Below are 15417 nucleotides of genomic sequence, written 5' to 3'. Positions count from 1 at the left end.
CACGGAATCCACAGCCCTTCGACAGGCACCCTTCGGCAGGCTCCGGTAATTTTCAACCCAGTTGTCCATTTTACTGCGTTTAAGCAGCCGATTTATTCAGCTCGATTTCCTGCAATTTGCCGGGGTTGAGTGACACAGCACCCACAGGCTTCCAGTTTCGGGTTGCCTTGGACCAGCGCCGAGGATTCCGACGTTTGGCTGCCTCATACACCCGCTTACGATGCTGCAATTGCTCCAGATCCTTTCCGGTATGACGCGCACTCGGGGTGACGAAGTTGATGCCGCTATGCAGGTGATGGTTGTTGTACGCATTTTCGAACGCCAGCATCCAGTCGCGCCCCTCAACCAACGAGGCAAACCCCTTTGATGGCCAGGCCGGGCAGTATTTCAGTGTCCGGAACAGCGACTCTGAGTACGGGTTGTCATTGCTGACACGAGGCCTGCTGTGTGACATCGGCATGCCCAGTTCAGCCAGCCGTGCACGTAACGTGTGCGACGTCATAGGCGCCCCATTGTCCGAGTGCAGAACCGGTGGCTTGTTCCAGCAACCTTCGCGCAACAGCGCGCGCTCGATGAGCTGTTTTGCCAGCATTCCGGACTCAGCATCATGTATTTCCCAAGCCACGATCTTGCGGCTGTAAATGTCCAGCACCAGGTACAGGTACCAGTGCTGACCACGAACCGCCGACGGGCAGTAACTGATGTCCCAGCTCCACACCTGATTGGGGCCAGTGGCGGTAAAGCTGGTGGGCTCCGGCACCTTGCGCCTTGGCTTCATATGCCCTCTGTGGTTCTGCTGCTGATGCTTTTTCAACACCCGGTAAAACGATGATTCAGACGCCAGGTAGACACCCTTATCGGCCAGCTGAGGAACAATCTGCGAAGGCGGCAGGCTGCGGTATTCAGTCTGATTACAGGTGGCCAGAATGGCAACCTCCTCGGCAATCGTCAGCTGATGTGGCTGTTCAGCCTGCTTGACCAGTGGCCGGCGATCCGGGGTAACCATCCCGTCGGCTTGTCGCCAGCGCTTTACCGTGCGCTCGCTCAGACCCATGAGCTCGGCTGCCTTGTGCCTAGGGGCGCCGCCAGCCACAGCCTCATCAAAGTACTGCAACAGCCTTGTACGCTCAGCCAGCGAGGTCAGTTGTCCTCGTTGTCCGGGGTTTCGCCGTACAAGGCTTCGAGCTTTTTTGATAACACCAGCAAGGAGGTCGTTTCCGCCAGTACACGGTCTTTGCGACGCACTTCTGCCTGGAGCTTCTTGATAGTTTTGCGTGCCTCACGCTGCTGCTTATGAGCGGTCTTATCGCTTTCCACCTGCATGCCTGCGCCCTGGAGGCAACCCGCCTTCCAGCGCTGGATTTGCTCGGGGTACAAGCCCTTCTCGCGACAATACGCGCCGAGCTCGGCTTCAGACATGGGCGCTGTTTCAATCACAGCAGCCAGCTTGGCTTCAGGAGACCACTCGTCTCCATTGTTACGATTACCCGGCACAGGCATTCCTTGTTGTCGACACTGTTTCAACCAACTATACAGGGTCACATCGGAGATGCCTTCCTCTGCGGAGACAGAGACAACGGTCCGGTTATGGGGTGGCAAGAGCTTGTTGAGAACTGCCGCTTTACGTTCATCGGAATAGCGTGGCATGTGTGCATCCATACCGCCCCCTGTGATGTGGTTTCAGGCAAAACTGCCTACTGGACAACTAGGCTGACACAGGGGGGCTCAGGGTGAGCGGAGGTTGCGGGAAAAGGGTGGAGGGCAAGTCGGTTGGTTTCTGATCTTTATTGCGTTATTGTGCACCAATAGTGTGATTATTGGATGAATGTGGCATGAGCACGGTACGTAAGACGATCACTCTGACGGATCAGCAGAACGATTGGGTTAAGTCCCGCATTGCGTGCGGGGATTTCACCAATGACAGCGAGTATTTTCGCGATCTTATCCGACGCGACCAGGCACGCAACGCCGAGCTTGAGCGGCTTCGTGCAGCTCTGGCTGAAGGAGAGCAGAGCGGTGTAAGCAACCGTACCCCGCAAGAGATTCGCCAGGCAGCGAAAGCAAAGTGATTACGTGCTTGTGGTCAGGATACTGCGTAGTCAGGACGTGAGTGCGGCCCTGGAGGAGAAGAAAGTTTAATCGAGCGGCAGCTTGCCGTCTTTCGAATGGCTCAGCTTGGTTGTAGTACGCTGCCTCATTACTTGGCTAAGCCTATGCGAATTCTTATGAGAATAACAAAATAATTTTTTGTTCCTTTGCGTTCTAATAGCCTTGCCTTACCCTGTGGTCAGTGAAATTTTCCGCCACAGGGGGCGAAATGTCCGTTTCCAGTCTGGTTCCCAAATCCCCTTCCTCATCTGAATCCTACCGCTCGGTCGGTGTCGATTGGCTTGAGTCTGCCACCGCCGAGCAGCGTGTCGAGTGGGCGCTGGCTAACCTGCCCGGCACCTTTGTGCTCAGTTCCAGCTTTGGTATCCAGTCCGCCGTCCTGCTGCACCTTGTCACCCGTATTCGTCCCGATATCCCGGTTTTGCTGGTGGACACCGGCTATCTGTTCAATGAGACCTACCAGTTTGTGGAAGCCCTGCGTGACCGGCTGGACCTGAACCTGAAGGTGGTTTCTTCAGGCTTGACCGCTGCCCGGTTGGAGGCGGTGCATGGTCGGTTGTGGGAGCAGGGCGTTGAGGGAATTGAACGGTACAATCAGTTGATGAAAGTGGCGCCCATGGAGCGGGCGCTGGATGAACTGGGTGTGGGTACCTGGTTTGCCGGACTGCGGCGGGCGCAATCCGGTAGTCGTGAGCAGCGTCCGGTTGTGGAGCAGCGGCAGGATGGCCGTTACAAGGTTTACCCACTGATTGACTGGACTAATCGGGATATTCACCGGTATCTGGTTAAGCATGATTTGCCTTATCACCCATTGTGGGAAGAAGGCTATGTTTCCGTGGGGGATTGGCATACGTCTCGCCCACTCACGCCTGGGATGACAGAAGAAGAAACGCGGTTTTTTGGGCTTAAGCGGGAGTGTGGGCTTCATCTTTGACAGTAGTTTTCGGCGCCCTTTGGGCGCTCCCCCTCTCCCGCCAAGGGAGAGGGAGTAGCTTTCCTTACAATTGCCCGCAAACCCAACCCGCGGCAGCTTTAGCCCCTCTCCCCTTGCGGGAGAGGGGTTGGGGAGAGGGGTGTTTGCGGTCCATATCACCAGAACCTATAATCTTATGCCGTAACTCATTCCCCGGCTCAGGATTAGCCCGTGTCTTCCAATATTGTCTGGCATAACCATAAGGTCACCCGCGCCGAAAGGGCGGAAAATAAACATCAGCGTCCGTGCCTGTTATGGTTCACCGGGCTGAGTGGTTCCGGTAAATCCACCATTGCCAATGCCCTGGATGTCGCACTGCATCAACGTGGCTACCATACCTTTTTGCTGGACGGCGATAATGTGCGCCATGGTCTGAACAAGGACCTGGGGTTTTCTGATGAAGACCGGGTTGAGAATATCCGGCGCATTGGTGAAGTCAGTAAATTGTTTACCGATGCTGGCCTGATTGTGCTGAGTGCGTTTATTTCACCGTTCACCAGCGACCGTCGCATGGTGCGTAACCTGTTTCCTGCCGGTGAGTTTGTGGAAGTGTTTATGGACACTCCGCTGGCAACCTGTGAAGAGCGTGACCCAAAAGGCCTTTATGAAAAGGCGAGGGCGGGGAAGATCAAGCACTTCACGGGGATTGACTCCCCCTATGAAGCGCCAGAGCGCCCGGAAGTCAGGCTGGATACATCAAGCATGTCGGTGGATGACTGCGTGGATCATCTGATCGATTACCTGTTGCAGCGGGAATTGATCTTTGAGTCAGGCCAGGCCGGCTGACGGCGCTCGTCGCCCTATGCGCTAATTACCTTATTCGTATTCTGTATTTGGAATAGCATCGTTTTCCGGTTCTACTGTGCGATCTGGTTATTAGCGCGGTCTTTGCTATTCCTCTTCAGGTTAGTGGGTAAGGAGCCCTGATTTCATGGCGTGGGAAGCCGTCTTTACACTCGGTTTGCTGGTGGTTGTACTTGGGTCCCTGGTTCTTACCCGGGTGTCTGCTGACCTTATCCTGATGGGCTCTCTGGTTACCCTGGTGATTACCGGCGTGCTGACCCCGGCATCGGCTCTCTCGGGGTTTGCCAACCCCGGTGTGATTACCATTGCTACCCTGTACGTTGTCGCCGCTGGCCTCAAGGAAACGGGAGCGGTTCAGTGGATTGCCCGTCGCTTGCTCGGGCACCCAAAGACGTCCGCAGGGGCCCAGGCCCGCCTTGTCGCCCCCACCGGTATCCTCAGTGCCTTCATGAACAACACCGCCGTGGTGGCCATGTTCATCCCCGCCGTCCAGGATTGGGCCCAGCGCCTGAATATCTCTGCTTCCAAGCTCCTGCTGCCCCTGAGTTATGCCGCTATTCTCGGGGGTACCTGTACCCTGATTGGTACCAGCACCAACCTGGTGGTGGACGGCCTGCTGCAGAGTCGGCTGGACATTCATCTGGGGCTGTTTGAGCTCGCGTGGGTGGGTGTGCCGCTGCTAATCGTGGGTGGTGTCTTCCTGGTGTTGTTCGCCAACCGCCTTTTGCCGGACCGGGGTGGCCTGAACGAAGAGCTGGAGCAGGTTCGCGAGTATGGGGTGGAAGTCGAGGTCGTCAGCCCCGGCCCACTGGTGGGGCGCACGGTTGCAGAGGCCGGCTTGCGGGCCCTGAACTACGGCTACCTTACCGAGATCGACCGCCAGGGTCGCCTGATTACCGCCGTGGAGCCGGACCGTACATTGCAGGCCGGCGACCGGCTGTATTTTGTGGGGGCACCGGAATGTGCCAGCGAACTGCGCCGCATTCAGGGCCTTAAGCCTGCCAACGGCAGTGTTCACAAGCTGGACCTGGCCAACCACCAGCGCTGTCTGGTGGAAGTGGTGCTGGGCCCGGAATTCGCGGCCCTGGGCCAGACCGTGCGGGACAGTCGGTTTCGCTCACGCTTTAATGCCGCGATTCTGTCCATCTCCCGGGAGGGTAAGCGGGTGCCCGGCAAGCTGGGGGATATCCAGTTCAAGATGGGCGATACCCTGTTGCTGGAAGCCAGCCAGGAATTTGCCCAGCAGTACCGTTTCCGCCGGGATTTCCTGCTGGTCAGTGCGCTGAACGATTCCACGCCACCGGATTTCTCCAGGGCGCCCACCGCCCTTGGAATCCTGCTGGTGATGGTGGCGGTCAGTGCGTCTGGCTTGCTGAGCATTCTGGAAGCGGCTTTCCTTGCCGCAGGTGCGATGATCATGTCCGGCTGCATCACTGCCAGCCGCGCGCGCCGGAGTGTGGACTTGCCGGTATTGGTGGTGATTGCCTCCTCTTTTGCACTGGGTACCGCCATGTCAGAGACAGGGGCGGCTAACTGGGTGGCGGGCAGCCTGTTGAGTTTCGGTACGCTTACCCCCTGGGTTGCGTTGGCGCTGGTGTATTTGTTGACCGCTACATTTACTGAAGTGATAACCAACAATGCCGCAGCGGTGCTTATGTTTCCTATTGCGCTGGCGGTTTCCGAACAGTTGGGTGTGAGCTTCCTGCCTTTTGCCGTAGCCGTAATGTTTGCGGCCTCCGCAAGTTTTATTACGCCGCTGGGGTATCAGACCAACCTGATGGTTTATGGTCCGGGGCGTTACCAGTTCACTGATTACATGCGTATTGGTATTCCGCTGAGCCTGATTGTTGGGGCTACGGCAGTGCTGCTTATTCCATTTGTCTGGTCATTCTGAGGATTGGTCAAACTGTTGCTGGTTAAAATGCGAGCTGTTGGGTCACTTGTTCTCTCAGTTTTCAGGAAGTGTTCGGAAACATCAGTAGTGCGCAATAACTGTTTCTTATCGTTTGTTCATAATAATCTGGAAACTGGTTCTTTATTATTCAAAACATTCTTATATGATTGCCGGTGACTCAGGGATTGATTCGGAATTACCCTTCCCACATTCCAGATTTAAAAGGTTCATTTTTCATGGCAAATATCAACGATTACTACCAGAAGAAACAACTGCTCGAAAAGCTTTCTGAAGAACTGAACAAGATGGAACAGGACCAGGCCCTGAAAAGCGACCTGGAGTTTGAAAACAAGGTCAAGGGACTGATGGACGAATACAAGAAGTCCCCGAAAGATGTGCTGCAGATCCTGGGCGCGATTGATCCGTCCATCGCCGGCGGCAAGGCCGACACCACTGGCACCCGTGCCAAGCGCCCGCTGAAGACCTACAAGAATCCCCACACTGGCGAAGTCGTCAAGACTCGCGGTGGCAACCACAAGACGCTGAACGAATGGCGCCAGAAGTACGGTAAGGAAGCCGTACAGAGCTGGCAGGAAAACTGAGCCAGCCCGGCCCGGGCGTGCTGTCGCCCGGGCTGATATACCTACCACAAATCCAGAGGGAGCTGGATCTTGCCTGTTATTTCTACGTTCTTCGGTATCCTCATCCGGATGTGGCACGATGATCATCCGCCTCCGCATATCCATGTTGAATACCAGGGTTTCGAAGCACTGGTTGAGATAGAAGCCGGTAATGTTAAAGCTGGTCAATTACCCCGTAAGGTTGCGCGGATTGTGCGCGAGTGGTGCTTTGAACATCGTCAGGAATTGAGGGAGAATTGGATTAAGGCCCAATCATTTGAGCCACTCGACAAGATTCAGGGGGCTGATCGTGATTAAAATTCTTACCTGTGAACACCTTGGGAATTCACGGCTGCTGTTGGAATTTTCCGATGGTGTAAAGGGCATCTTTGATGTCAAAGCCTACCTGGACACACACAATGGCCCGTTACTGAAGCCACTGGCGGATGAAGATTACGTTCGCAGGGTATTCATCGAAGCCGGAGGGTTGACGTGGCCAAACGGGCTCTCCCTGTCTCCTGCAAGATTACATGAGCCGGCGTTGCTGGAAGCTGTTGCCTGACCATTGTTTCATTATCTCGATAAGGACCCGTCATGCTTGCGATCATTCTTTCTGGTGGTTCCGGAACCGCCTTTGGCCGCTTTCCCGTGAAGCCTACCCCAAGCAGTTCATTCCCGTTGTTTCTGAAGAATCCCTGCTGTCGGATACTATTTCCCGCGGGTTGAAGCTGGGCGCGGATGTGCGTGTCATGGCCATCACCAATGAAGAACATCGTTTTGTGGTGGCCGCGAACCTGCATCAGCTGGCGGCAGATCGTACTGCCGGTATTATCCTGGAGCCAGTAGGCCGCAATACGGCGCCGGCCATTGCGCTGGCCGCGTTGGCGGTGGCAGAGCAGGACCCTGACGAACTGATGCTGGTGATGCCCTCGGATCAGGTGCTGAAAGACGAGGAAGTGTTTGCCCGGGCTGTGGCGGCAGGCGCAGAGGCGGCAAAAAAGGGCAAGCTGGTGACCTTTGGTATTGTGCCGTCTTCCCCTCATACGGGGTATGGCTATATCCGGGCCGGGGCCAGCCAGGGCGCCTGGTCGCCGGTGGATGCCTTCGTTGAGAAGCCGGACGCCGACACCGCCCAGCGTTACCTGGATGAGGGCGGTTATTACTGGAACAGTGGCATGTTCCTGTTCTCTGCCGGCCGTTACCTGCAGGAGCTTGGGCAGTACCAGCCAGCCATGCTGGAGGCCTGCCGAAACGCCTATAACGCCCGCCAAGGTGACCTGGATTTTACCCGCGTGGACAAGGAGGCGTTTGCGGCCTGCCCGGACGATTCCATCGACTACGCGGTGATGGAGCACACCCGGGACGCGGTGGTAGTGCCACTGGACGCTGGCTGGAGTGATGTGGGCTCCTGGTCCACCCTGTGGGAAATCCAGCCCCAGGATGAGAATGGCAACGCCTGCCATGGTGATGTGATCCTGGAGGACGTATCCGGCTCCTATGTGCACTCTGAGGGGCGGCTGATCGCTGCGCTTGGCGTTAGCGATCACGTGATTGTGGAGACTGACGACGTGGTGCTGGTGGCCGACCGCAATCGTGTGCAGGATGTAAAGAAACTGGTCAATCGCCTCAAAGAGCAGGGCCGCCCGGAGTACAAACTCCACAAAAAGGTCCACCGCCCCTGGGGTACCTACGAAGGTGTCGCCAGCGGTGAGCGCTTCCAGGTGAAGCGGATTACCGTCAACCCGGGTGCCTCGCTGTCGTTGCAGAAGCACCACCACCGGGCCGAGCACTGGGTGGTCGTCAAGGGAACGGCGAACGTCCAGCGGGGCGATGATGAGATCCTGCTGACCGAGGACCAGTCCACCTATATTCCCCTGGGCGTCACCCACCGCCTGACCAATCCCGGTGTTATTCCGCTGGAACTGATTGAGGTACAAACCGGCAGTTATCTTGGAGAAGATGACATAGTTCGCTTTGAAGATACCTACAATCGGGTCTAAACTTCCTGTCTGAGTCGTTTATCGGTTTAGTCTCAAAACTCCGTTGCATTTGCAAGAGAGGAAATGTGACGGAGTTCCTGCTATGAATACCTGAATGACTCGAAATCCTCGTTCTTTGTCGTAAGTGTGATCAAGGCGAAGGACGGGTATCGGCGGGGCAGGGTAAGCTCGTTACTTTCTTCGAGGAGGAGCTTTCCGGCTCCCGCGTACCGTAGGCAGGGGTGGGTTTATGCGACTGGGTCAGGTACCGGCAACCGGGCGGGCCGCCAATCCGGTAGTGATTACGGATGCTTCCTGGTATCGCCTGGCGGATGACCTGGCCGTTGCGCTGGCATCATCGCCCCGGGGGCTTATCTGGGTAACCGCTGACCGTGGGACGGGCAAGACCGCCTGGTTGCAGGCCCTGATGCCAGCCATGCGCACGGATTTTTACCTGATGGACCTGCGAGACCAGTTGGAGACCGCTGCGACTCTCGAGCAGCTGCAGGATTATTCCAATCACTTGCAGGGCACCCTGCCGGCGTTGTTGCTGGACAACCTTTCACCCGCCGACCTGATGGCACTTCTGGCAGAGCCAGACCACCCCGCCAGACAGCTGGTCCCCAACCATAACGGCCCGATACTGCTTCTCAGCCCTGAGCAGGAGGACGATGCTGTAGCCGCCCGCCGCATGGAAAGGGTGATGGGCCGGTCCATGATACGCCATGATCTGCCGGCCAGCAGTCGCTCCCAGAACCAGGCGGTGCTGGTGGCTCACCGACCGGTGATTGAAGCCCGCTGGAAGGTAAGGATTACCGATGCAGCCATGGGGCTTGCGGTATCCGGCCTGCACTACCGGGCGACCCCGGGGCAGGTTGTGGAATGGCTGGAGCGGGCAGCCGCCAGGGTCGCGGTGGTCGCCGATGAGGGGCCAGCAGAGAGCCGACGTCTTCGGTCGGAGCTGGAAACCCTGGCTCGTCGCATCGAGGTCAATCGGGAGACCGGCGAGCCGGTGGAACCGTTGGAGCAGGAATTCGAACAGCGTTCGCTGGAACTGACCGCCGCTGAGGTGGACTGGTTTGAACGTCAGTCCCAGGGCACCCTGCGCCAGGTTTTTCCAGAAGATGTCCGCGCCGAACTTGAATCCCTGACCGGCAGCAGCGATCATCCCGACTTGCATGTACCAACTGATGTCGCCGGAGGCGCCCGCCGTGCAGGATCTGGAAATCTACGTTCGTGACCTTGACCCCGCCCGCCTGACCGCGTGGCTCGAAATCAACTTCGACCAGTTGCTGGTACCCCTTACTCCCTTCGGTAACAAGCCTGGCCTGTACAAGGGTGAAGGCCGTTATGGCGATGGCCTGGTGCGCATTACCGTGTATGCGGAAGCCTTTGGCAAACGCTTCAGCTCCGTGGTACTTGAAGGCGAGGACCTGCCCTGGAACACCGACCTGGACTGCGCCCGCAGTGCCTGGCGAGCCCTGGACACCGAGATCCGCTGTAGCCAGGGCGAATGGCAGGAAGGTGACCCGGTGGAAGAAGAAAAATGGTGGCGCCTGGATGACCGGGGTGAAAAGCTCGTTGTCTGGAACTGAGGATTGCTATTTTGTAATTTATGGTGTGATGTGTCCCCCGAGGTTGTTAACGGGTTCGGATCTTCTGGTGTACCCCCAGCCATACCCAATACATGTTGGCAGACTATGGTGTCCAGCCAGCTGTGGTGGTCGAGGGTCTTGTAGAACCGAAGTTAGGCCATTGGTTAGAGGATGCTGTTTGTCGACTTCACGAAGCAGCAGTAATCCGGTATCGGCGGTGACTTGGTCTGCGGAATAACCGGCTTCTATCTGGTCGTGGATGAGTGGCGAGAAGATCAATTTTTCAGGTTCCATTTTGGAAACGGCTTCTAGTGCTTGGTGGATTGGGTAGTTTATTGAAAAAATAGCACTTTCAGCCGCTTCCTTTTATGCTCAATGAGAAAATTGGGCTAATTAGCGAACTGTTAAGCCTTAACCGAGGCTTGGTCCGGTGGAGGGTGTTTCGTCCAAAAAATGACTGTCGTATATTCGCACCTCGAGCGGCGCATAGACTTCTGTTATCGGACCTGAGCCCCCTTTTGAACGCCCTTGCAAAAACTGTCCGTAATTGCTGCGCGACCGAGAAGACCGGTGCCCAAGCACTTTGGATAGAAACACATTGTTTTGCCAGAGAGCTTTTAGATCCGCTGAGAGTTGGTGGCGGTAAGAATAGGGACTTAGGTCTCCCCAGCCCAGAGACTTGGCGGCGCGCTTGAAGGCTCTGTACCAGCTGCTGTAGCTTGATGTTTTTACGTAAAGTTCGCGAGTTTTCTGAGATTCCATGATAGCAAGAAGTTCTCGGGCTAGGGGGAGAGATTGGTTAATTGTCAGGCGCCGAAATGGTTGTCCCCCCTCCGTAAGATCACTGACTTTGGCACCGAGGATTTCGATGATGAGTTCTTGGTTTATGATCATCACAGACACCCCTTTTCCTAGCTCAGATGGGCGGCACCCCGTAAGTGCCGTAACAATACCATAGACCTTGTACGGTTCTGCTAAAGCCTCATGAACGCATTCTCTCCAATTGTCGGGTTTTCCTCGAAGTGATTTACGTTTCGTTCCTTTCTTTCGCCGTACTGCTGGGGAATAGCGAACTGATCGGCCGTCTCCAAGCTCCGAGACTTTTTTTGGCAGAATTCTATATAGTAGATATAGGTTTTCTATCCTTGTTTCGGTTTTGAGTCCGTCGAGAAGGTACTTGATAGTATCCGCACGATGAAAGCACCATGCGGCTCGGTAAACTTGAGCGGTGTTCTGTTGGAGCTGATTTTCGATTGCGTAGTCGCGCCAATGTCGTCCACCGAGTCGTATATGATTCGCCTTGTATTTTTTTAGCGTTTCGTCGCTTAGGTCTCGGCAATACTGTCCTACCAGTCCCTCTGCCAGGCTGCTGGTTTGGGTGTCTAAGGGTTTTATCTCGATCATCATTTTCTCCGTGGTGGTTTTTTGTCACCCAAATATGATAAACCGACGAGCACCCTTAAAACCGCGCTTACCCCTATTGATGCCAGCACCCCGATATCGTCATGGCTGGCGTGGTAAAATTGGCGTAGACGAGTATTTTTGCGGCACTGATATCATCGTGTGCTATGGAGGATGGAAATGATCACTTCTGGCGGCGCGACTGCATGTTTCAGTGTTGCCGGTATGTTGAATGATTAGAATGCGGCGAATAGCGCTAGCGAACAGCGCCGAACTTGCCCGTGCTTCCGTGTACTCGAGACAGGGCTGTGTCGGGGAAGCTTGGAGTTTGGCTGTGATTCAACACCGGACAAAGTAAAAAGAACTCGGCGCACCAATGATCTTGAATGGCTTTAGCAAGGTTCTACTCAGGGGCGCAGCTGAATTTCCGCAGGGTCAGATTGATGATGGTCAGCGGGACCTCTGTTTCTGGGCCTCATTCTCAATCTGGAGTATGGTCGTTGATCTGCATTCGTCATTTTCAGTAGTGAGGCGGTGGAGAATCCTCATGCTCGGGTTTGATGTTCGATGGTGAAATTTCAGAAATTTGCTTCTTCAGATGCTGCTTGGCTTCCCACAGTTTGCGGATATCCAGCTCCTGCTGGGCGACCTGGTCTGACAGGGTGTTGATCAACTCATCCTGGAAGGCCAGGCGAGTTTCCAATTCATCCATTCTTTCCAACAGTTTTTCTGTCGTGTTTGTGTCGGTATTCGCCATTATGTGGAACGCTTTGGTCAGGTTTGTGGGGAATCTGGTATTATGCCCGCTTTATTTGCCGGGGTGTCGGGTTTTGGCACGTGTCCGGTGAATAATGGTTATTTCCACAAACGTTATCAATGATTTTACGGAGCCCGTTGTATCCATGCGTAATCCAAAAAGAGCAATTCTGTCAGCGGTATTGGTTGCGATCCTCGCCCCGCTGGTTCTTGGATTTATCCTTGTAAACACCACGCCAGAAGTCCTTTACATCCTTTCCGCCGCCGGTAGCAGTGCGATTGCAGACAGCCCGCAATTTGTTCTGGGCAGCGCCCAGGGTATTGCTGCCTATATCATCACCTTTGTGTTGTTTGCCATTGTGGGTGTGCTGACGGTTGTCATCAATGAGCGCAAACCCGGTAAGGTATCCCGCCCCGTCAGCAACCAGGGTCAGCAGCGTTCACGCCCGCAGGCTCAGGACGACAATGACGAATACGATGATGAAGATTACGGCCCTGAGGGTGAGGAAGAAGGCACCGTCAAGTGGTTCAATGTGAAGAAAGGCTTTGGCTTTATTGTCCGCGAAAGCGGTGATGAGGTGTTCGTGCACTTCCGCGCCATCCGCGGCCGCGGCCGCCGGGTCCTGCGTCAGGGCCAGGCTGTGCGGTTTGATGTGGTCGAAGCGTCCAAGGGCTTGCAGGCGGATAACGTCTCTACCCTCGATTGACCGTTATATCCCTCTCCCTGTGATCAGGGAGAGGGATAGGGTTCTCAGCCCAGCAACTCCACCAACACCTGTTCGTAAATCTCGGACAAGGTGTCCAGGTCCTCTGCTTTAACGCACTCATCCACTTTGTGGATCGTCGCATTCAGCGGCCCCAGCTCCACTACCTGTGCGCCCGTCGGGGCGATAAAGCGACCGTCGGAGGTGCCGCCGGAGGTGGACAGTTCGGTCTCACGGCCGGTCACACGACGGATGGCGTTCTGTGTGGCTGTCACCAGGGCTCCCCGGTCCGTCAGGAAGGGGCGACCGCTAAGGTGCCATTGCAGGTCGTACTTCAACTTGTGCCGGTCCAGTATGGCTACGACCCGCTCTTCGAGGCTCTCCGCCGTGTTTTCCGTGCAATAGCGGAAGTTGAAGTGCACCAGTAACTCGCCGGGAATCACGTTACTTCCCGTCCCCGCCTCGATCTTGGTGATCTGGAAGGTGGTGGGCGGGAAGAAGTCATTGCCATTGTCCCAGAACTCATTGGCCAGCGCGTCCAGCGCCGGGGCGGCCAGGTGGACGGGGTTCTCCGCCAGGTGGGGGTAGGCCACGTGGCCCTGCACGCCGTGGACGGTCAGGTACCCGTGTAGCGAACCACGGCGACCATTCTTGATGATGTCTCCCACCTGATGAGTGCTGGACGGCTCGCCGATCAGGCACCAGTCGATCTTCTCGTTGCGCTTCTCAAGAGTATCCACCACCTTGACCGTGCCGTCCTGGGCGGGGCCTTCCTCGTCGCTGGTGATCAGCAACGCGATGGAGCCCCGATGCTCCGGGTTTTTCGCCACGAAGCGTTCGCAGGCGGTAACGAATGCCGCCAGGCTGCCTTTCATATCGGCGGCGCCTCGGCCATACAGGTAGCCATCGCGGATCACCGGATCAAACGGCGGGTGGGCCCAGTTTTTCTCAGGACCGGTCGGTACCACATCGGTATGGCCGGCAAAGGCCAGCACCGGTCCTTCGGAGCCCTTGCGGGCCCAGAGGTTGTCGGTTTCGCCAAAACGCAGGTTCTCACCCGCAAAGCCCAGCGGGGCCAGGCGGGACATCATCAGTTCCTGGCAACCCGCATCGTCCGGTGTGACGGACTGACGGCGGATAAGGTCGATCGCGAGCTTGAGGGTGGGGGACAGGTCCATATCAGTTATTCGCGTGCAAATCTTCGTTCAGCTCGATGGCGGTCTTGTTGGTCTTGCACTCCACCGCACCAGTCTGGCTGTTGCGACGGAACAGCAGGTCCGGCTTGCCAGCCAGGTCGCGGGCCTTGATGACTTCTACCAGGTTGTTCTGGTCATCCAGCAGGGCAACCTTGGTGCCAGCGGTAATGTACAGGCCGGCTTCTACGGTGCAGCGGTCGCCCAGGGGGATGCCGATACCCGCGTTGGCACCCAGCAGGCAGTTTTCGCCAACGGAGATGATGATGTTGCCACCACCGGACAGGGTGCCCATGGTTGAACAACTACCGCCCAGGTCTGAGCCCTTGCCGATCATGACGCCGGCCGATACGCGGCCTTCGATCATGCTGGTGCCTTCGGTGCCGGCATTAAAGTTGATGAAGCCCTCGTGCATCACCGTAGTACCTTCGCCCACATAGGCACCCAGGCGGACACGGGCGGTGTCGGCGATGCGCACACCACGGGGTACCACGTAGTCGGTCATCTGCGGGAACTTGTCCACGGATTTGACTTCCAGGATGCGGCCTTGCAGGCGTGCCTGCAGCTGGCGCTCCGGCAATTCATCCAGGTCGATGGCGCCTTCGTTGGTCCAGGCCAGGTTGGGCAGCAGGCCGAAGATGCCGTCCAGCTTTACGCCATGGGGCTTCACCAGACGGTGGGACAGCAGGTGCAGCTTGAGGTACACCTCAGGGGTGCTGCTGGCGGTGTCGTCGGTTTCCAGGATGGTGACGGCCACTGGCCTGTTGCTTTCGGCGGCCTTCAGTGCCAGCTCTGCCTGGGCTGTTTGGGCGGTGGAGCCCAGTGCATCGGCGAAGGCCTTGAGCTGCTCCGCGGTGGCTTCAATGGCCTGGTTGCCGCCCTGGTAGCCCAGGGTGTTGCCGGCAATCTCGATCAGGTCGCTGTCCGGCATCAGCACCGGCTGCTGATAAAAGACTTCCAGCCACTCACTTTTCTGGTTCTGGCTGCCGATGCCAATTCCGAATGCAAAACTCATCTGGTGCTCCTCTGAAATCATTTCTTGAATCGTGTTGCCCACTCTTCGGCGTTGAAGCCAACGCTCACCTGATCACCGCTCTCCACCACCGGCCGTTTAATAATCGACGGGTTGTCGAGCATGATCTCGTGGGCGGTCTGGGCGCCAATGGTATCACGAAGCTCCTCCGGCAGCTTTCGCCAGGTGGTGCCCCGTTTATTGATCAAGGCTTCCCAGCCGATGGCCTGTTCCCAGCGGGACAGCAGGGTTTCATCCAGGCCGTCTTTCTTGAAGTCGTGGAAGTCGTAAGCGATGCCGTTGTCGTCCAGCCACTTGCGGGCCTTCTTGACGGTGTCGCAGTTCTTGATGCCGTAGAGTTTCATTGGTTGGTCCTG

General features: G+C 56.5%; 17 protein-coding genes. 11 read left to right on the top strand and 6 right to left on the bottom strand.

Annotated features, from left to right (window positions below; all coding sequences use genetic code 11):
* Positions 1–79: 79 nt before the first annotated feature.
* A protein-coding gene (locus LJ360_RS14080) for an IS3 family transposase (protein WP_264996024.1) occupies positions 80–1647 on the bottom strand; the annotation gives its coding sequence in 2 pieces (ribosomal slippage) (positions 80–1165 and positions 1168–1647; 1566 coding nt in all).
* Positions 1648–1832: 185 nt separating this feature from the next.
* On the opposite strand from LJ360_RS14080, the gene LJ360_RS14075 reads away from it, so the two are divergent.
* The 10 genes from LJ360_RS14075 to LJ360_RS14030 all read left to right on the top strand — a co-directional run bounded on the left by LJ360_RS14075 (position 1833) and on the right by LJ360_RS14030 (position 9974).
* A complete protein-coding gene (locus LJ360_RS14075; protein WP_264994351.1) occupies positions 1833–2069 on the top strand; it encodes a type II toxin-antitoxin system ParD family antitoxin in 237 nt (78 codons plus the stop codon).
* Between the two features lie 248 nt (positions 2070–2317).
* Positions 2318–3043 carry a phosphoadenylyl-sulfate reductase gene (locus LJ360_RS14070; RefSeq protein ID WP_264994350.1) on the top strand — a complete coding sequence of 242 codons (726 nt, stop codon included), beginning with the start codon at positions 2318–2320 and terminating at the stop codon, positions 3041–3043.
* Positions 3044–3253: 210 nt separating this feature from the next.
* A complete protein-coding gene (gene cysC / locus LJ360_RS14065; protein ID WP_264994349.1) occupies positions 3254–3868 on the top strand; it encodes an adenylyl-sulfate kinase in 615 nt (204 codons plus the stop codon).
* A gap of 145 nt (positions 3869–4013) precedes the next feature.
* Positions 4014–5780 carry an SLC13 family permease gene (locus tag LJ360_RS14060; protein WP_264994348.1) on the top strand — a complete coding sequence of 589 codons (1767 nt, stop codon included), beginning with the start codon at positions 4014–4016 and terminating at the stop codon, positions 5778–5780.
* Positions 5781–6016: 236 nt separating this feature from the next.
* Complete coding sequence (locus LJ360_RS14055) at positions 6017–6382, top strand: histone-like nucleoid-structuring protein, MvaT/MvaU family (RefSeq protein WP_264994347.1); 366 nt, start codon at positions 6017–6019, stop codon at positions 6380–6382.
* Between the two features lie 69 nt (positions 6383–6451).
* The gene (locus tag LJ360_RS14050; protein WP_264994346.1) at positions 6452–6718 is read left to right on the top strand and encodes a DUF4160 domain-containing protein; all 267 of its coding nucleotides are present in this window, start codon (positions 6452–6454) and stop codon (positions 6716–6718) included.
* Complete coding sequence (locus LJ360_RS14045; protein ID WP_264994344.1) at positions 6711–6962, top strand: DUF2442 domain-containing protein; 252 nt, start codon at positions 6711–6713, stop codon at positions 6960–6962. The genes LJ360_RS14050 and LJ360_RS14045 overlap by 8 nt, the downstream gene beginning before the upstream one ends.
* A complete protein-coding gene (locus LJ360_RS14040; RefSeq protein WP_320108768.1) occupies positions 6931–8400 on the top strand; it encodes a mannose-1-phosphate guanylyltransferase/mannose-6-phosphate isomerase in 1470 nt (489 codons plus the stop codon). The genes LJ360_RS14045 and LJ360_RS14040 overlap by 32 nt, the downstream gene beginning before the upstream one ends.
* Before the next feature lie 229 nt (positions 8401–8629).
* Positions 8630–9619, top strand: coding sequence for a hypothetical protein (locus LJ360_RS14035; RefSeq protein WP_264994343.1), 990 nt, complete (start codon positions 8630–8632; stop codon positions 9617–9619).
* Entirely contained in the window at positions 9591–9974 is a 384-nt protein-coding gene (locus tag LJ360_RS14030) for a hypothetical protein (RefSeq protein WP_264994341.1), read from the top strand. Before LJ360_RS14035 ends, LJ360_RS14030 begins: the two co-directional genes overlap by 29 nt.
* A gap of 411 nt (positions 9975–10385) precedes the next feature.
* Here LJ360_RS14030 and LJ360_RS14025 read toward each other — a convergent pair whose 3' ends face one another.
* Positions 10386–11378 (bottom strand): hypothetical protein, encoded by a 993-nt coding sequence (locus LJ360_RS14025; protein WP_264994340.1) that lies wholly within the window; start codon positions 11376–11378, stop codon positions 10386–10388.
* Positions 11379–11895: 517 nt separating this feature from the next.
* Entirely contained in the window at positions 11896–12132 is a 237-nt protein-coding gene (locus LJ360_RS14020; RefSeq protein WP_264994339.1) for a SlyX family protein, read from the bottom strand.
* A 145-nt stretch (positions 12133–12277) separates the two neighbouring features.
* On the opposite strand from LJ360_RS14020, the gene LJ360_RS19925 reads away from it, so the two are divergent.
* The gene (locus LJ360_RS19925; protein ID WP_091854176.1) at positions 12278–12838 is read left to right on the top strand and encodes a cold shock domain-containing protein; all 561 of its coding nucleotides are present in this window, start codon (positions 12278–12280) and stop codon (positions 12836–12838) included.
* Positions 12839–12882: 44 nt separating this feature from the next.
* Here the strand turns inward: LJ360_RS19925 and dapE are convergent, their stop codons facing one another.
* Genes dapE through LJ360_RS14000 form a run of 3 tightly spaced genes read right to left on the bottom strand, consistent with a single transcriptional unit; the run spans position 12883 to position 15405 of the window.
* Positions 12883–14013 carry a succinyl-diaminopimelate desuccinylase gene (dapE, locus tag LJ360_RS14010; protein ID WP_264994338.1) on the bottom strand — a complete coding sequence of 377 codons (1131 nt, stop codon included), beginning with the start codon at positions 14011–14013 and terminating at the stop codon, positions 12883–12885.
* 1 nt (position 14014) lies between these two features.
* The gene (dapD, locus tag LJ360_RS14005) at positions 14015–15043 is read right to left on the bottom strand and encodes a 2,3,4,5-tetrahydropyridine-2,6-dicarboxylate N-succinyltransferase (RefSeq protein ID WP_091854174.1); all 1029 of its coding nucleotides are present in this window, start codon (positions 15041–15043) and stop codon (positions 14015–14017) included.
* A gap of 17 nt (positions 15044–15060) precedes the next feature.
* On the bottom strand, positions 15061–15405 hold the full coding sequence (locus LJ360_RS14000) for an ArsC family reductase (protein ID WP_091854159.1): 345 nt from the start codon (positions 15403–15405) through the stop codon (positions 15061–15063).
* Positions 15406–15417: the final 12 nt, after the last annotated feature.

The organism is Marinobacter sp. AN1 (genome assembly GCF_026013985.1).
GTDB classification, from domain to species: domain Bacteria; phylum Pseudomonadota; class Gammaproteobacteria; order Pseudomonadales; family Oleiphilaceae; genus Marinobacter; species Marinobacter segnicrescens.
The sequence above is the reverse complement of the archived record's forward strand: the minus strand, read 5'-3'. Positions and strand labels throughout refer to the sequence as shown.